This is a genomic window from Actinacidiphila epipremni, from assembly GCF_012034175.1.
GTDB lineage: Bacteria > Actinomycetota > Actinomycetes > Streptomycetales > Streptomycetaceae > Actinacidiphila > Actinacidiphila epipremni.
Genome location: NZ_JAATEJ010000050.1, coordinates 1 through 15,843, shown reverse-complemented (window position 1 = coordinate 15,843; position 15,843 = coordinate 1). Strand labels below are relative to the sequence as shown.

General features: G+C 72.7%; 19 protein-coding genes. 4 read left to right on the top strand and 15 right to left on the bottom strand.

What is annotated here, in order from left to right; genetic code table 11:
- Positions 1–805, top strand: an 805-nt coding sequence (locus HCN08_RS34165; protein WP_206319582.1) for a galactose-binding domain-containing protein, incomplete at its 5' end; no start/stop codon positions are given.
- A gap of 91 nt (positions 806–896) precedes the next feature.
- Here HCN08_RS34165 and HCN08_RS34160 read toward each other — a convergent pair.
- Positions 897–2,648, bottom strand: a complete 1,752-nt coding sequence (locus HCN08_RS34160; protein ID WP_167987229.1) for a VWA domain-containing protein — start codon at positions 2,646–2,648, stop codon at positions 897–899.
- Between the two features lie 160 nt (positions 2,649–2,808).
- Between HCN08_RS34160 and HCN08_RS34155 the strand changes: the two genes are divergently transcribed.
- Together HCN08_RS34155 and HCN08_RS34150 are read left to right on the top strand one after the other, a co-directional pair.
- Positions 2,809–3,204, top strand: coding sequence for a TOBE domain-containing protein (locus HCN08_RS34155; protein ID WP_167987228.1), 396 nt, complete (start codon positions 2,809–2,811; stop codon positions 3,202–3,204).
- A gap of 46 nt (positions 3,205–3,250) precedes the next feature.
- A complete protein-coding gene (locus HCN08_RS34150) occupies positions 3,251–4,111 on the top strand; it encodes an NAD-dependent epimerase/dehydratase family protein (RefSeq protein ID WP_167987227.1) in 861 nt (286 codons plus the stop codon).
- Between the two features lie 71 nt (positions 4,112–4,182).
- Here HCN08_RS34150 and HCN08_RS34145 read toward each other — a convergent pair whose 3' ends face one another.
- The 10 genes from HCN08_RS34145 to glnA form a co-directional block, all read right to left on the bottom strand.
- A complete protein-coding gene (locus HCN08_RS34145; protein WP_167987226.1) occupies positions 4,183–5,043 on the bottom strand; it encodes an Fpg/Nei family DNA glycosylase in 861 nt (286 codons plus the stop codon).
- Positions 5,044–5,121: 78 nt separating this feature from the next.
- Positions 5,122–5,586, bottom strand: coding sequence for a GNAT family N-acetyltransferase (locus HCN08_RS34140; protein ID WP_167987225.1), 465 nt, complete (start codon positions 5,584–5,586; stop codon positions 5,122–5,124).
- A complete protein-coding gene (locus HCN08_RS36345) occupies positions 5,583–6,464 on the bottom strand; it encodes a protein kinase domain-containing protein (RefSeq protein ID WP_322974852.1) in 882 nt (293 codons plus the stop codon). Before HCN08_RS36345 ends, HCN08_RS34140 begins: the two co-directional genes overlap by 4 nt.
- Complete coding sequence (locus tag HCN08_RS34130; protein ID WP_167987223.1) at positions 6,419–7,078, bottom strand: hypothetical protein; 660 nt, start codon at positions 7,076–7,078, stop codon at positions 6,419–6,421. The genes HCN08_RS36345 and HCN08_RS34130 overlap by 46 nt, the downstream gene beginning before the upstream one ends.
- Positions 7,075–7,470, bottom strand: coding sequence for a hypothetical protein (locus HCN08_RS34125; RefSeq protein WP_167987222.1), 396 nt, complete (start codon positions 7,468–7,470; stop codon positions 7,075–7,077). Before HCN08_RS34125 ends, HCN08_RS34130 begins: the two co-directional genes overlap by 4 nt.
- A gap of 87 nt (positions 7,471–7,557) precedes the next feature.
- Positions 7,558–8,406 carry a helix-turn-helix domain-containing protein gene (locus tag HCN08_RS34120; RefSeq protein ID WP_167987221.1) on the bottom strand — a complete coding sequence of 283 codons (849 nt, stop codon included), beginning with the start codon at positions 8,404–8,406 and terminating at the stop codon, positions 7,558–7,560.
- Between the two features lie 27 nt (positions 8,407–8,433).
- Positions 8,434–8,943: a DUF6879 family protein gene (locus HCN08_RS34115; RefSeq protein WP_167987220.1), complete on the bottom strand. Its 510-nt coding sequence runs from the start codon at positions 8,941–8,943 to the stop codon at positions 8,434–8,436.
- Positions 8,897–9,178 carry a hypothetical protein gene (locus HCN08_RS34110; protein WP_167987219.1) on the bottom strand — a complete coding sequence of 94 codons (282 nt, stop codon included), beginning with the start codon at positions 9,176–9,178 and terminating at the stop codon, positions 8,897–8,899. The genes HCN08_RS34115 and HCN08_RS34110 overlap by 47 nt, the downstream gene beginning before the upstream one ends.
- 273 nt (positions 9,179–9,451) lie before the next feature.
- Complete coding sequence (locus tag HCN08_RS36340; RefSeq protein ID WP_167987218.1) at positions 9,452–10,828, bottom strand: hypothetical protein; 1,377 nt, start codon at positions 10,826–10,828, stop codon at positions 9,452–9,454.
- A gap of 136 nt (positions 10,829–10,964) precedes the next feature.
- Positions 10,965–12,374 carry a type I glutamate--ammonia ligase gene (glnA, locus tag HCN08_RS34100; RefSeq protein ID WP_167987217.1) on the bottom strand — a complete coding sequence of 470 codons (1,410 nt, stop codon included), beginning with the start codon at positions 12,372–12,374 and terminating at the stop codon, positions 10,965–10,967.
- A 198-nt stretch (positions 12,375–12,572) separates the two neighbouring features.
- Here glnA and HCN08_RS34095 point away from each other — a divergent pair, with 198 nt between their 5' ends.
- On the top strand, positions 12,573–13,040 hold the full coding sequence (locus tag HCN08_RS34095) for an RDD family protein (protein WP_167987216.1): 468 nt from the start codon (positions 12,573–12,575) through the stop codon (positions 13,038–13,040).
- Positions 13,041–13,136: 96 nt separating this feature from the next.
- Here the strand turns inward: HCN08_RS34095 and HCN08_RS34090 are convergent, their stop codons facing one another.
- From HCN08_RS34090 to HCN08_RS34075, 4 genes are all read right to left on the bottom strand, one after another.
- A complete protein-coding gene (locus HCN08_RS34090; protein ID WP_167987215.1) occupies positions 13,137–13,814 on the bottom strand; it encodes a DUF4191 domain-containing protein in 678 nt (225 codons plus the stop codon).
- Between the two features lie 90 nt (positions 13,815–13,904).
- A complete protein-coding gene (locus HCN08_RS34085) occupies positions 13,905–14,141 on the bottom strand; it encodes an SCO2195 family GlnR-regulated protein (protein ID WP_167987214.1) in 237 nt (78 codons plus the stop codon).
- Positions 14,142–14,355: 214 nt separating this feature from the next.
- Entirely contained in the window at positions 14,356–15,321 is a 966-nt protein-coding gene (gene lipA, locus HCN08_RS34080; RefSeq protein WP_167987213.1) for a lipoyl synthase, read from the bottom strand.
- A 160-nt stretch (positions 15,322–15,481) separates the two neighbouring features.
- On the bottom strand, positions 15,482–15,843 hold a 362-nt coding region (locus tag HCN08_RS34075), incomplete at its 5' end, for a lipoyl protein ligase domain-containing protein (protein ID WP_407648940.1).

Below are 15,843 nucleotides of genomic sequence, written 5' to 3'. Positions count from 1 at the left end.
GCGCCTGACCGGCGACGGCGGACGCATGCTCAAAGGCCAGATCGCGCTGACCCCCACCCGCCCCACCCCACCCGTCGTCTCGGGCGGCGGGGACACCGTGCCGCCCGGCGCGCCCGGCTCGCTGCACGTCACCGGCCACACCGACACCACCGTCGCGCTCGCCTGGAGCGCCGCCACCGACAACGTCGGCGTCACCGGCTACCGGGTGCTGCGGGTCAGCGGCGGCACCGGTACGCAGGTCGGCATCACCGGCGGCACGAGCTTCACCGTCACCGGCCTGACCGCCGCCACCGCCTACACCTTCGACGTCGTCGCCCTCGACGCGGCCGGCAACGTCTCCCCGCCCTCCAACCAGGTCACCGTCACCACCGACGCGCCATCCGGCAGCACCGACCTGGCCCTGCACAAGGCGACGTCCGAGAGCAGCCACACCCAGGTCTACGGCTCGGGCAACGCCGTGGACGGCGACCCCAACACGTACTGGGAGAGCGCCAACAACGCCTTCCCGCAGTGGATCCAGGTCGACCTCGGCAGCGCGCTCACCGTCAAGCGCGTCGTCGTCGACCTGCCGCCGTCCAGCGCGTGGGGCACCCGCACGCAGACCATCACCGTGCAGGGCGGCACCTCCACCACGCCCGGGACACTGCTGCCGGCGACCAGCGTCACCTTCAACCCGGCCACCGGCAACACCGCGACGCTCACCCTGCCGAGCGCCGTGACCGCCCGCTACGTACGGCTGCTGTTCACCGCGAACACCGGCTGGCCGGCGGGCCAGGCGTCCGGGCTGCACGTCTACGGCGCGTGAAGCCGCGGCGGCGGTAGGGCCATGACGCCATCCTCTGGCCGTACCGCCGCCGCTCCACTCTCCCGGTCTGTGCTTCCCTGCCGCCGCGGGTTCAGCGCAGGATGCCCGCCGCGGTCGCGGCCTTGAGCCAGGACGGCAGCTCGGTGAGGACCCGGTCGTAGAGCTCCGCGTCCGACAGCCGGGCGATGTCGTCGACGGCGAAGAAGCCGACGTTGTCCACCCGGCGGCCGGCCATCGTGTCCAGGTGCTCCAGGATCCCGTAGTTGGCGTTGCCGAGCCCCACGAACTGCCAGAAGATCGGCTCCTCCACCGCCGCCCGCAGCTCCCGCTCGATGTCGCCGTTGCGGTGCACCCCGCCGTCGGAGAAGAACAGCACGAAGGTGCCGTACGGCGAGGGCGCGGCCCGTACGAAGTCCCGTACCTGCGCGATGACCTTCTGCTCCTCGTTCTGGATGCCGACCGCGCGCATGTCGACCTGGCCGGGTTGCAGGCCCTGCGGGGGCTTGCGGCGCTTGCGGCCGAAGGCCATCTCGCCGACCCGGACGTGCAGGGCGATCCACTGGGGCAGGTCGCCGATCATGAGCGTCGGGAGGCGGGCCGGGTTGCTCGCGAACGTCCAGGCCTCCATCGTCGCGTCCGCGCTCAACTGCGCGGCGACCGCCGCCATGCGCTCGACGACACCGGCGACGATGCCCTGCGAGTAGAGCCTGGTCATCGAGCCGGACGCGTCCAGGACGAGGACGACCCGGACGCGGGCGTTCTCGGCGCCGTGCTTGCGCAGGCTGACGGCGACCTGCTCCTTGCGCAGGGACAGGCGCTTGCGCATGTCGAGGGGGAGGTGTTCCTCGCCCTTGACCAGGTTCGGGGCGGGCGCGCCGTACGCGGGGGGCGGCCCGGGCTGGGGGTACGGGGCCGGGGGCGGTGCGGGCTGGGCGTAGGGGGAGGGCGCCGGCTGGGCGTACGGGGAGGGCGCGCCGCCGTACGCCGGCGGGGGCGGCAGCGGGGCGGCGGGGCCGGCGGGGGCCGCCGGGTACGGGTACGGCGCGGGGGCGGCCGGCGGCGGAGGGGCCGCGGGGTAGCCCTGCGGCGCGGGGTGGGGCGCGGGGGGCGCGGGCGGGGCCGGGTAGGTCGCCGGGGGCGTCGGCGGGGCGGGCCACTGCGGGGCCGGGGGAGCGGCGAGGGTCGGGGTGGGCTGCGGGGCCGGGGGCCGGGGCGCGGGGGGTACGGCGGTCTGGGGTGCGGGGGCCTGGGGCGTGGTGGGCGCCGGGGCCGGGGCCGGGGCGGTGGCCGTGGCCTCGTCGTCGACGCTGATGCCGTAGTCCGTCGCGAGCCCCGCAAGGCCCGACGCGTACCCCTGCCCGACCGCGCGGAAGCGCCAGCCGCCGTCCCGGCGGTAGAGCTCGCCGCCGACCAGCGCGGTCTCCGTCGAGGCCGTGAAGTCGAAGTGGGCCAGCTGCTCGCCCGTCCCGGCGTCCACCAGCCGCAGCCCGAGCCCGGACAGCGCCCCGAACGTCCCCGTGTGCACGGACGCCGCGACCACCACCCGCTCCACCGCCGGCTCCAGCCGCGCCAGGTCCACCTCGACGCTGTCCGTCACCGCGCCGCCCGCGCCTGTGCCCGCGCCCTGCTTGCCGGTGTGCCGCACCGCGCCCGACGCGTGCCGCGGCTGGTTGTAGAAGACGAAGTCGCCGTCCCCGCGCACCTTCCCGTCCCCGGTCAGCAGCAGCGCGGACGCGTCCGGATCCGTTCCCCCGGGCGGGCCCGCCGCCCAGGTCAGCACCACCCGTACGGCGGTCGCGGCGACCGGTGTGTTCGCACCCTTGCTCAGCGGCTTCGACGTCATGGGGCAAGTCTGCCTGCCGCCCGGCGACTTCGACATGCCTTTGGCCACGCCTTCGGCCGGTACGCCCCTTGCGCCGCCGGCCGCGGACGTGTCCGGCACCGCAGCCGATCCGCCCGCCGTCCGCCGCCGATCCGTCCAGGCCACGCCCTAGGCTGGGCGCATGCAGTCGTACACCATCGGGCAGGCCGCCCGCCTGCTCGGCGTGAGCCCGGACACCGCCCGCCGGTGGGCCGACGCCGGCCGGGTCGCCACCCACCGCGACGACGCCGGCCGCCGCCTCATCGACGGCCGCGACCTGGCCGCCTTCTCCGTCGAGATCGCGCAGTCCGCCGACACCGACGACGAGCCCTCCCGCACCTCGGTGCGCAACGCCTTCCCCGGCATCGTCACCGCCGTCAAGCTCGGCGACGTCGCCGCGCAGGTCGAGATCCAGGCCGGCCCGCACCGCCTGGTCTCCCTCGTCACGCGCGAGGCCGTCGAGGAACTGGGCCTGGAGGTCGGCGCGGAGGCGGTGGCCCGGGTGAAGTCCACGAACGTCCACATCGACCGCGTCTGAGCCCCCCTCGCCTACGTCCTCTTCCGTCCCCACCTGGAGTACGCCCATGACCACCGTCGCCGTCACCGGGGCCACCGGCAAGACCGGCCGAGTCGTCGTCGCCGACCTCGTCGAGCACGGCATCGGCGTGCGCGCCGTCGACATCGACGTCAGCCCCGCCCAGCGGGCCCTCTTCGACGCGATCGGCGTCCCGCTGCTGCGCGCCGACCTCACCGACTACGGGCAGGCCGTCGACGCGCTGGCCGGCGCCGACGCCGTCGTCCACCTCGCCAACATCCCCGCGCCGGGCCTCGCCCCGGCCCCGTACACCCTGACCACCAACACGGCGATGAACGACAACGTCTTCCTCGCCGCGGTCCAGGTGGGGCTCTCCCGGGTGGTGTGGGCGTCCAGCGAGACCACGCTCGGCCTGCCCTTCGACACCCCGCCGCGCTACGCGCCCGTCGACGAGGAGCACTACCCGTACCCGACGAGCACGTACGCGCTCTCCAAGGTGCTGGGCGAGACCGCGGCCACGCATATCGCCGAGTGGTCCGGCATCCCCTTCGTCGGCCTGCGGCTGTCGAACGTCCACGTCCCCGAGGACTACCGCCGCGTGCCCTCCTACTGGCCCGACCCGGCCACGCGCCGCTGGAATCTGTGGGGTTACGTGGACGCGCGCGACGTCGCGGCGGCCTGCCGGCTGTCCCTGACGGCGCCGGTGACCGGGGCGCAGAGCTTCGTCATCGCCGCGGCGGACACGATCATGAACCGCCCGTCGGCGGAGCTGCTGGCGGAAACGTTCCCGGAGGTGCGGCTGACGCGGCCGGTGGAGACGTACGAGACGCTGCTGAGCATCGCCCGGGCGCGGGAGGTGCTGGGCTATGAGCCGCAGCACTCGTGGCGGGACGAGATCACGGAGCGCTGAGGTCCACTTCGGCGGCGCGGGCACCTCGGCGGCGCGGGCACCTCGGCGGCGGGGGACCTCGGCCGCAGGGCTTACTTCAGCAGCCGGGACAGCCGGCGGTCGGCCAGGGGCTTGCCGCCGGTCTGGCAGGTGGGGCAGTACTGGAGCGCGGAGTCGCGGTACGAGACCTCGCGGATGGTGTCCCCGCACACCGGGCACGGCTCGCCCTTACGGCCGTGCACGCGCAGCCCGCTCTTCTTCTCGGCCTTCAGGTCGCGCAGCGGCAGCCCCCGGGAGCGCTCGACGGCGTCCGTCAGCGTCGTGCCGACGAGCTCGTACAGCCGCGTGACCTCCTCCGGGGTGAGGCTCGCGGCGAGCTTGAAGGGCGACATCCTGGCGGCGTGCAGGATCTCGTCGGAGTAGGCGTTGCCGATCCCGGCGATGACGCCCTGGTCCCGCAGCACGCCCTTGATCTGCCGCCGCTCACCTTCCAGGAGCCCGGCGAACACCTCGCGCGTGAAGCCCTCCGCGAGCGGGTCCGGCCCGAGCCTTTCCACGCCGGGCACCTGCTGCGGGTCCCGTACGACGTAGATCGCCAGCCGCTTCTGCGTCCCGGCCTCCGTGACGTCGAACCCGGCCCCGCCCACCAGCCGCACCCGCAACGCCAGCGGCCCCTTCCCCGGCCGCGGCGGCACCTGCGCGATCGCGTCACTCCACCGCACCCACCCCCCGCGCGCCAGATGCATCACCAGCCACACATCCCCCGCCCTGACCCCCAGGAACTTCCCGAACCGCCCCACCTCATCCACCCGCCGCCCCTCCAACGCGGCCACCCCCGGCTCATACGTCTTGAGCGCATGCACCCCCACGGCATACACCTTCTCCACGACCTCCCCCACCACCCGCTCACGCAGAAACCCCACCAACGCTTCCACCTCAGGCAACTCCGGCATGCCCCCCAGTGTGCCCCTCTTTCCCCCGATACGTCCGCCCCGGGTGACGCGAGCCACACCCGTCGGTACCCGGCCCGCTCAGCCCCGTGCGGCGAGCATGTACTCGACCATCCCGTCCCGGATCCCGAGCCGGGTGAACCCGGCCTTCACGAGCACTCGCCCCGAGGCGGTGTTGCCGGGGTGGTGCTTGGCCCCGAGGCTCAGGAAGCCGGCGTTCGTGAAGGCGAAGCGGGCCAGTTCCCGCACCGCCGCGGTCGCGTAGCCGCGGCCCCAGCTGTCGTCCCGCAGGACGTAGCCCACCCGCCCGTGCCCACCGGGGCGGTGACCGAGCTTGACCAGGCCCAGCAGGTCCCCGGCGACATCCACGCCGAGTACGTATTGCACGGTCGGATCTGCGGCGGCCCACTCCGCCGCGTGCAGCACGTACTCCACGGCTTCCCGGTCGGTCATCGCCCGGCGGCCGAGGAAGGTGACGGCGGCCCCGCTGTAGACGCGGCGGACCGCCGGGGCGTCGGTGGGTACGAGGGCGCGCAGCACGATCACGAAGGGGCGAGGAGGCGGGCGACGTCGGCGGCGGAAGGCCGGTCGGCCGGTGCCGGGGTCAGGCATGCGCGGATCGCGGCCTCGAAACGGGGGAAGGCCCAGGGCCGGGCGTCGTCGAGCGGGAGGGTCGCCCCCGTCGCGATGGCGCGGAGCTTGTCCTCCCGAGGGACGGCGTCCTCGTAGTCGACCGGACGGCGTCCCGTCCAGCACCAGAAGAGGGAAGCACCCAGGCTCCAGACGTCCGCCGGGGGCTCGGCGGGGACGTGGGTGCAGGGGACGGTCGCCAGGACCGCGGCGGCGATCTCGGGAGCGGTGGTGTGGGTGAGGGCGCCCCGGTAGGGCAGGCGCGGCCCGCCCCCGGGACCGCAGGCGAGGGCGTAGTCGATGACCTCGGCGCGGCCGGCCTCCGTGACCAGGGTGTTCGTGGGCTGGACGTCCGCGTGGGCCCATCCTGCGGCATGCATCCCGGCCAGCCGAACGGCCCAGGTCCTTGCGACGCCGAGCAGCCACGGCCGAAGCTCTCCACCCGCCCGGCGCGCGGGAGCGAACGCCCGCCACACGGGAACCCCCTCGATCCACCGTACGGCCAGCCACCGCCCGCCCTCCCACACCCCCGCGTCCACCCGGTACCCGCGCGGCAGCGCTCCCGCCCGGGTGAGCCGCACCAGGTGGTCGTCCTCCTGCGCCATCTCCGCGGCCTTGTCCCGCAAGCCGCCTTCCGGGTTGTTCGCCTTCACGGCGACCGCGCCCAGCGGCCCGGACACCTTCCACGCCCGCGACCCCCGCCGGTCACTCAGCAGCTGTACGGCGACAGGGCCGCCGATCCGCAGGGTCAGCCGTTCGAGGGCTTCAGCGGGGGGAGCAATTGTGTCGCCCACGTACGGATCTCCTTCCATCCCCTCGGGACGTTGTCGAACACGTCACGTCCGTCGTCCTCGCCCGTCGCGAGTGCGGCGGCCAGATCGGGGGTCGCGCCGAGGAACGCCGGGTCGCGCCGGCGAACGGCGGCCCGTACGGGAAGGAACGAGACCGGCGCCGCCGGGACGCGCCCACCGGCCCTGCTCGTCTCCTCCTCACCCGCGCGGAATTTCCCGACCATGACGCCCACCGGGCCGTAGAGGTGCTTGAGGACCCAGTGGGGCCACGCCATCAGATCTTCGTGCGTGGCGCCGGCGACCTCGCCCAGGATGACGACGTTCTCGCACCGCAGCGAGCCGTACGGCTCCCGGGCACCCGCGCGCACCCACTCGGCGGCCCGCACTCCCGCGGCGAACAGGTCTGCTTCCGCGGTGTCTGCGTCGCCTTCAACGCGGTAGACGGTCCAACCGGTCTGGCCGAGCCGGACGGAGGGCGCCAGGTACGGGCAGTGGGCGGTCATACGTTCCACGTAGCCGCCGAGATCCACGGCCGTTGGCCGGGCCGTACGCGGTTCGACGAGGCGAAGCGCCCCGGTGATGGGCCGGGACGCCGCCTTCGCGTGTGCGGTGGTCACCGCCGGTCGGCCGGTGGCGCGATCTCGTCCTCGTCGCCGGTGGTGGGACTGCAGTCCCACTCGGCCACCACGCGGCCGGTCGCCCGGTAGCGGGCCATGGCCTCGCGGTCCACCCGGCCCTCGGCGTCGGTGAACCAGATCTCGGGCAGCGGCCCGTACGCCTCCTCGTACGCGCCGACCCAGCCGATCGGACCCATGCCGGCGTTCGCGGCATGGCGGATCTCCCGCCCGGCGGTCCGCTCGCAGAAAGCCGGGTAGCCGGCGGTGCCGAGCATCGCGTGCCACGCGGCGTCGACCGCGCCGGAGAACATCTCGGGCGCGGACTCGCCTTCTTGTAAGCGTCGGCCGGTGATGGTCAGGAACCGGCCCAACTCGATCGTTGCAGTGCTCACGGGGTGCTCCTCTCGTTCGTCCTCGTGCGTCACCGTAGGAGCGGTGCGGAAGCCCCCTCAACGAAGTTGCGGGTTCTTGCGCGGAATTCACCCGAGGGCATCGATCGCGGCGACGATGAGCTCACGCGCGCGAGAGCCGTGAACAGCCATACGGGCCAGGTCGGTGAAGGTACGGACGTAGTCGGCGATCTCCTCGGGCTGGGTGATCCGCAGATACCCGGAGGTGAGTTCCACGGCCACCTCGGCCTCGTCGAACACGTAGAAGTCCTCGACCGGCAGATGAGGTCGGTCGCACCCCGTGGGGATGATCCCCAAGCTGACGGAGGGCCACGAGCCCACGGCGATCAGGTGGCGCAGTTGCCCGGCGTGGGTCTGCGCGTCGCACACGGCCGTACGCAGCACGTACTCCTCGATCAACAAGCCGAAGCTGTGGCGGCCGGAGAAGAGCATGCGCTGCCGCTCCGTCCGGGCCTGTACTGCCTCCTCGACATCGTCGACCACCACGCGCTCGCGCTGGACCGAGCGCAGTACAGCGGCGGTGTACCCGGCCGTCTGCACCATGCCGGGCAGGACCCGACTGGCGTACACGCGGAAGAGCCGGGTGCGCTCGTACAGCGCGCCCACCGACTCCTGGGCCGCCCGGAGTCCGGTGCGCTCCATCTGGTGCCACTGCGTGTACATCGACTCGACCGCGCGGGCCGCGGCGATCACGTCCGGGATCCGGTCCCCGGCGTCGCACGCCACGCACCAGGCCCGGATGTCCGCCTCGGAGGGTGCCTTCTTGGCGCTCTGGATCCGGCTGGTCTTCGCCGCGTCCCACCCGCACCGGGCGGAAAGCTCCTCCCCGGTGAGCCCGGCGTCCTTGCGCAGATCGCTCAGCCGGCGGGCGAGGGCTTTCCGCGCTTCGACGACGCTCGATGAAGGAGAGGCCGGCATGGCGTGAACCGGGCGCGATGCCGCGTGTCAGACGGTGAACCGGTCATGCGGGACCGCCCGTTCCCACACGGCCTCGAACGCGTCGGCAACCCTCTTCACCGTGCCGGGTCCCTCGGTGAACTCGTGGCCGGCCCATTCGCCGTCCCCGGTGAACCAGTGGAAGAGGACGCGCTTTTCGTCGATGAGCCACAGGTCGTTCCCGGGCAGGAGGAGGTCGGAGGCGATCCGCCGGGGCAGCCAGCGGACGTCCTCGCCCGCGGCGATGTTGTGCGCGGCGGTCAGGGAGTGCTCCCAGCGGATGTAGTCGGTCACCGGCTCGGAGACGACCCGGGCCCGCCGCAGCCGTACCCCGCGCCCCACGGTCTCCTTCACCAGTGCCCGCCACTCCAGGTACTCGCCGGGCAGCTCAACCTCGTTCCTCGCCCGCCAGGCGGCGAACACCGGGTCGTCCATGTAGGAGTCACGCATCTCCAGATGGACGGCCGAGCGCTCAGCGCTCCTCAGCAGGGCGGTGAAGTCCGGCACGTTCTGCTGCATCGCACGCCTTCCGCAGGATCGGAACCATCCGGGCCGGGATGCGCACCACGGCCTCGTGGTCGGGCACGCCGGTGGGGTGTCCTTCCACCCACTCGGTCTCGCTGATCTTCGCGTACATCTCCATGTCCGGGAGCCACCCCTGGATGACGATCTCGGCTTTCTCGTCGTCCACCCAGACAGTGGGCGAGCCGCCGTTGGGCGTGTTCGGGTCGATCCCGAAGAACTGCAGTTCCAAGATCCCCTCCACCAACCGAGCCGACCGCTGCCTCGGGCGCGACGCTCTCGCCGGGACAGTGCCTCGGTCAAGGCACCGAGGAGGAAATGGCGCGATCCGGCCGCGCCGGCAAGTAGCCGACGGGAGCCGTACGCGACCCCAGGCAGTCGGAAGCCTGATGCGAACCCACCCGGGCGAAACCGCCCGGGGGTGGCAACCGGCATCGGCGTCGTGTGAACGCCTTTATGGCGGCGGGCCTCGGCTGATGTGAGGTCGGACGGTCCGCGACGGAGGCTACTCCGGGATGTTGAAGACGAACGGGCTGCCGCCCCAGCGGACGAGCAGGGACTCGCGGATCCAGCGGTCGCTCACCGACCAGACGTGCTGGTAGCCGCAGGCGTCGGCGACGTCGAGGCCGCGTCGGCGTTGGGCGTCCCATTCGGCGACGATGCGGAGGGCCAGGGCGTGGGACTCGGGGTCGAACATCCAGCCGTGGCCGGTCTTGACCTCCCACACCAGGAGGCCGTCGGAGCGGCCGTCGTAGGTGATGGCGAGGCCGGCCGGGGTACGGACGAACTGGTCGAGCGGGCCGCGGGTGACCTTGGTGGCGTAGGCGTCGTGGCGGGCGTTGCCGCCGCGGCGGGGCACGGGCAGGGACAGGCACGTCGGGGCCCGCTTCTTGTCGCCGTCCGCGCCGGCGGCCTCGCCGGGCACGGCGAACGGGTCCGGGCTCGCGTCCGCGCCCACGTCCTTCTTCTCCCGCCGGACCTTGGACAGCATGATCAGGTACTCCCGCTGCTGCTGGTCCAGGGTCCGGTGCCACCACGTCCACTCGGCCTCGCTGTCGAAGCCCCATCCCGAGACGCTGGTCTCGTCGCGCCAGGCCGGCGCGTGGGTGGAGTAGAAGAACACGGCGAGGCCCGCGCCGATCGCGGCGACCAGCTCGAACCCCGCGAAGGCCAGCCCCGCCCCGAACCCGAGCCCCGGCCGGGCGGCCGTCGACGGCACGGGCTCCGCGGGCGTCTCCGGCACCGGCCCCTTGGGCGTCCGCGGTACGGGTCCCACCGGCTGCGGCGGCATCCCTGGCGGCGGTCCGCCCGGAGTGCCCGGTACGGGCCCGAGCGGTGCGCCCGGCGTCGGGGCCATGCTCGCGCCGGCCGGCGGGGGAGGCGCCACCGGGGCCGTCCCCGGAAGCGCCGGGATCTCCGGTACGTTGCCCCGCCACGGCAGATCGAGCAGCCCGGCGTCCCGCTCCTCCGCGAGCCACCTCTCCAGATGCGTAGCCCCCGCAGCGACCGGAGCCGGCACCACCGGCAGCCCCTCACCCGCCGCCCCGCCGTCCTCCCGCTGCACGACGGGGCCGCCGCCCGCCACTCCCTCCCGCTGCACGGCCCGCCCTCCCGCCGCCACCTCGCGCTGTACGGCCGCCCCGCCCCCCGCTTCCTGCTCGCGGGCCGCCTTCTCCTCGGCGGGGCAATCGCACGGCACGGGCCCGCACCGCTGCACCACCGCCCCCACCGCGGCATTCCCCACCGCCCGCTGCAACGCCAGCACCGCCTGGGGCGTACGCGCCGCCACCCCCATGGCCGACGGCCGCGCCCCGGCACCCACCGAGCCCGCCCGTACCGCCACGCCCGCAGCCGCCCCCTCCTCCACCCACCGCACCCGCACCCCGCACCCCTCCCACCCGCACCTCCCCGCAGCGTCCCACGCCCACCCCCCTGCCCGGCAGGGGGCAAAAGGGCAAGCCAAAGGCCCCGCCGTCTCCCCCGGAGGGGGGAGCGGCGGGGCCCGGGGCGAGTGCGGCCTACAGGTCGAAGTAGAGCTCGAACTCGTGGGGGTGGGGGCGGAGTTGGATCGGGGCGATTTCGTTTGTGCGCTTGAAGTCGATCCAGGTCTCGATCAGGTCGGCGGTGAAGACGCCGCCGGCCTGGAGGTATTCGTTGTCCTCCTCCAGGGCGTGGAGGACCGCGGGGAGGGAGGTGGGGACCTGGGGGACGTTCGCGTGCTCTTCGGGGGCGAGCTCGTAGAGGTCCTTGTCGATCGGCTCGGCCGGCTCGATCTTGTTCTTCACGCCGTCCAGGCCCGCGAGGAGGAGGGCGGAGAAGGCCAGGTAGGGGTTGGAGGAGGGGTCCGGGGCGCGGAATTCGACGCGCTTGGCCTTCGGGTTGGAGCCGGTGATCGGGATGCGCATCGCCGCGGAGCGGTTGCGCTGGGAGTAGACCAGGTTGACCGGGGCCTCGAAGCCGGGGACCAGGCGGTGGTAGGAGTTCACCGTGGGGTTGGTGAAGGCCAGCAGCGAGGGGGCGTGCTTGAGGATGCCGCCGATGTAGTAGCGGGCGGTGTCGGACAGGCCCGCGTAGCCCTGCTCGTCGTAGAAGAGCGGGGTGCCGCCCAGCCACAGCGACTGGTGGACGTGCATGCCGGAGCCGTTGTCGCCGAAGATCGGCTTGGGCATGAAGGTCGCGGTCTTGCCGTTGCGCCAGGCGACGTTCTTGACGATGTACTTGAAGAGCATCAGGTCGTCGGCCGCGGCCAGCAGCGTGTTGAACTTGTAGTTGATCTCCGCCTGGCCGGCGGTGCCGACCTCGTGGTGCTGGCGCTCGACCTGGAGGCCGGCCGCCTCCAGCTCCAGGCTGATCTCGGCGCGCAGGTCGGCGAAGTGGTCGACCGGCGGGGTCGGGAAGTAGCCGCCCTTGTAGCGGACCTTGTACCCGCGGTTGTTCTCCAGGGCGCCGGTGTTCCAGGCGCCGGCCTCGGAGTCGATGTGGTAGAAGCTCTCGTTCGACGACGTCTGGAAGCGCACGCTGTCGAAGACGTAGAACTCCGCCTCGGGGCCGAAGTACGCGGTGTCGGCGATGCCGGTGGACGCGAGGTACGCCTCGGCCTTCTTCGCCACGTTCCGCGGGTCGCGGCTGTACTGCTCGCCGGTGATCGGGTCGTGGATGAAGAAGTTGATGTTGAGGGTCTTGTCCTTGCGGAAGGGGTCCACCCGCGCGGTCGTCAGGTCGGCGCGCAGCGCCATGTCCGACTCGTGGATGGCCTGGAAGCCGCGGATGGAGGAGCCGTCGAAGGCGAGTTCCTCGCTCGGGTCGAACGACGAGACCGGGACCGTGAAGTGCTGCATCACACCGGGCAGGTCACAGAACCGGACGTCGACGAACTTGACGCCCTCGTCCGCGATGAACTTGTTGACGTCGTCGGCGTTCTGGAACATCCAACTCCTCCTAGGCCCGGCCTCGCGGGGTCGGGTTGGCGATCGAGGTGCGGCCAGTGCGGTGGCACACACTGCCCTGACCATAGGCATCCGCCATTTCTCCAGCATGACCCATTTGTTTCGGAGACGTTAACCGCGACGTGGCGGACGCGGGCCCCGGCCTGCGGCGCTGGGCCGTCCGGGGGTTACCGTGGTCTCGTGGACAACAGGGAAGTCATCGGATCGTGGCTCTCGGGGCCCCGTGCGGCAGCCGAGGAGATGGGGGTGGAGTTCGGGTACCGCGGTGAGCGGCTCGGGCTCCCCGAGGATGGGCCGGGGTCCATCGCGTCGGTCGGCCGCCGCATCGTGGCGCTGCTGATCGACTGGTTCCTGAGCACCTTGATCGCATACGGTCTGATCGCGCACCGTGACGTCCATCTGGCGAACAACTGGGCGCTGGTCGTCTTCGCGGGCGTGAGCATGATCGGCCTGGCGCTGGTCGGCGCGACACCCGGCAAGCTGATCATGCGCACCCGGGTCGTCTCGGTGGACGGGACCCGGCTGTCGCCGCTGGGCGCGCTGCTGCGCACGATCCTGGTGGTGCTGGTCGTCCCGGCCGTCGTCTTCGACCGCGACACGCGCGGCCTGCACGACAAGGCCGTCAAGGCCGTCCAGATCCGCGTCTGAGCCCGGCATACGAAGCCGGGTATACGGGCCGGGCATGCGAAAGGGCGCCGCAAACCCCGGCGCCCTTTCCTCGTACGTGCCCCCCCGGCGGAGCCGCTAGCGGCCCTTCGGCATGCGCATGCCCTTCGGCAGCGGCCCCTTCGGGATCGGCAGCTTCGACATCGGGTCGCCCAGCGCCTTCAGCCGGTCGTTGACCTCGGTGGCCTTCGGGCCGGTCAGCGTGCGCGGCAGCCGCAGCAGCGTGGCGCGCAGCTTCTTCAGCGGCAGCTCGCCCTCGCCGTTGCCCGCGATGAAGTCGTGCACCGGCACGTCGTAGACGATCCGCGACACCTTGCGCTTCTCGTTGGCCAGCAGGCCCTTGACCCGGTTCGGGTTGCCCTCGCCGATCAGCACGACGCCGGCCTTGCTGACCGCGCGGTGCACGACGTCCTGGTTCTTGTTCATGGCCACCGCCGGCGTCACCGTCCAGCCGCGCCCGACGTTCTGCAGCACCGCCGCCGCGGCACCCGGCTTGCCTTCGAGCTGGCCGAAGGCGGCCCGCTCGGCGCGGCGGCCGAAGACCACGGCCATGGCGAGGAAGGCCAGCAGGAAGCCGAGGATCCCGGCCCAGACGGGGTGGCCGATCACAAAGCCCAGGGCCAGCAGGACGCCGAAGACGACGATGCCCACACCCGCAAGGACAAGCCCGACCTTCGGGTCGGCCTGCCGGGTCATCTTGTACGTCTGCGCGATCTGACCCAGTCGCCCAGGGTTCTCGGATGTCTTACTCGCCATGGGGCACAGGATACGTGGCCGCCGGCACGCCCGTCACCGCGACCACCCCCCACGTACGGCCCCCGTACGGCCCCCGCGGGCCGGCCGGACTCAGTCGCGTACGGCGTCCTCGCGCGGGCCCGTCATGAGCGCCGCCATCTCGTGCTCCGCCTCCCGGCGGTCCTTGGCGCGCTGCCGGTCGGCGACGACCGACGCCCAGGCGTTGCGGCGGGCGGTCTGCTGGCCGCCGCGCAGCAGAAAGGATTCGACAGCACGCAGCGCGCCGGCGACCGGCGTATGCGTGGGCAGCTGGATGTACGGACGGGCGTGGACCGACTCGGACGGCATGGCGTCCCCCTCAGCGGAAACGAGCGAACCGATGTGCTGTGACGTGCGGCGGTGCGGGCCGCGTACGCGGGAGTGCGCGGTGAATCCAGGCTCGCGACAATGTGTTACCAGCCGGTGACCACTCGGTCAATCTCACATGAAAGCCGCAGCGCCGCCCGCACCCCGCCCCGCCAGGTCACTCTTCCGGCAGCCCCGTACGGCCGGGTGAGGCGACTCACACGCGGGGCGCCGGCTCCAGTGCCGCGCGGCGGTCGACGGCCTGCTGGAAGAGCCGGCCCGCGCGGTAGGAGGAGCGCACCAGCGGCCCGGACATGACGCCGGCGAAGCCGATCTCCTCGGCCTCCTCCCGCAGCTCCACGAACTCCGCGGGCTTGACCCACCGCTCCACCGGGTGGTGCCGCACCGACGGCCGCAGGTACTGCGTGATGGTGATGAGCTCGCAGCCCGCGTCGTGCAGGTCGTGCAGCGCCTGGCTGATCTCGGCGCGCTCCTCGCCCATCCCGAGGATGAGGTTGGACTTCGTGACCAGTCCCGCCTCGCGCGCCCGGGTGATGACCTCAAGCGAGCGCTCGTAGCGGAAGCCCGGCCGGATGCGGCGGAAGATCCGCGGCACCGTCTCGACGTTGTGCGCGAGCACCTCGGGGCGGGCGCCGAAGACCTCGGCGAGCTGCGCGGGCTCGGCGTTGAAGTCGGGGATGAGCAGCTCGACCTTCGTACGGCCGTCCGTGCGGTCCGCGGTCATCGCGTGGATCTGCCGCACCGTCTCGGCGTACAGCCACGCGCCGCCGTCCTCCAGGTCGTCGCGCGCGACGCCGGTGATGGTGGCGTAGTTCAGGTCCATCGTGACGACGGACTCGCCGACCCGGCGCGGTTCGTCGCGGTCCAGGGCCTGCGGGCGGCCGGTGTCGATCTGGCAGAAGTCGCAGCGCCGGGTGCACTGGTCGCCACCGATGAGGAAGGTCGCCTCGCGGTCCTCCCAGCACTCGTAGATGTTGGGACAGCCGGCCTCCTGGCACACCGTGTGCAGGCCCTCGCGCTTCACGAGCGACTGCATCTGGGTGTACTCGGGGCCCATCTTCGCCCGGGTCTTGATCCACTCGGGCTTGCGCTCGATGGGGGTCTGGCTGTTGCGGACCTCCAGGCGCAGCATCTTGCGTCCGTCGGGTGTGACTGCGGACACGACCGGCTCCCTAAAGCTGAGGTGATGCTGAGGCTTTGATTCTTCGGTGAACGCCAGCTTACGCCGGTGAATTCCTGGACGGCGGGGGGCTGCTCGGGCGGGCCCGGGGTGGCTGCTCCGGACGGCTGCTCCAGGTGGCCCCGGGCGGCCCGGCGCGGCTTCAGACCGCCCGGGGCAGCGGGACGGCCGTGGTGAGCACCGCGGTCAGGTGTTTCTCGACCACCGGCAGCACCTCCGCCACGCTCACATGCCGCCCCAGCTCCTGCGACAGCGAGGTGACGCCGGCGTCCCGGATGCCGCACGGCACGATGCGGTCGTACGCCGTCAGGTCCGGCGAGCAGTTCAGCGCGAAGCCGTGCATCGTCACGCCCTTGGCGACCCGGATGCCGATCGCCGCGAGCTTGCGGTCCTCGCGCCGCTGCCCGGCGTTCGAGGGCGCGTACTCCGGGCCGTTCAGCCGCGGGTCGAACTCCTCGTCCGCGAGCCGCGGGTCGAAGTCGAGCGTCAGGCCGCCGGGGCGTG

Coding starts and splice junctions, on each gene's coding strand:
- HCN08_RS34160 (WP_167987229.1), bottom strand. CDS start 2,648: ATGACGTCGAAGCCGCTGAGCAAGGGTGCGAACACACCGGTCGCCGCG.
- HCN08_RS34155 (WP_167987228.1), top strand. CDS start 2,809: ATGCAGTCGTACACCATCGGGCAGGCCGCCCGCCTGCTCGGCGTGAGC.
- HCN08_RS34150 (WP_167987227.1), top strand. CDS start 3,251: ATGACCACCGTCGCCGTCACCGGGGCCACCGGCAAGACCGGCCGAGTC.
- HCN08_RS34145 (WP_167987226.1), bottom strand. CDS start 5,043: ATGCCGGAGTTGCCTGAGGTGGAAGCGTTGGTGGGGTTTCTGCGTGAG.
- HCN08_RS34120 (WP_167987221.1), bottom strand. CDS start 8,406: ATGCCGGCCTCTCCTTCATCGAGCGTCGTCGAAGCGCGGAAAGCCCTC.
- HCN08_RS34115 (WP_167987220.1), bottom strand. CDS start 8,943: ATGCAGCAGAACGTGCCGGACTTCACCGCCCTGCTGAGGAGCGCTGAG.
- glnA (WP_167987217.1), bottom strand. CDS start 12,374: ATGTTCCAGAACGCCGACGACGTCAACAAGTTCATCGCGGACGAGGGC.
- HCN08_RS34090 (WP_167987215.1), bottom strand. CDS start 13,814: ATGGCGAGTAAGACATCCGAGAACCCTGGGCGACTGGGTCAGATCGCG.
- HCN08_RS34085 (WP_167987214.1), bottom strand. CDS start 14,141: ATGCCGTCCGAGTCGGTCCACGCCCGTCCGTACATCCAGCTGCCCACG.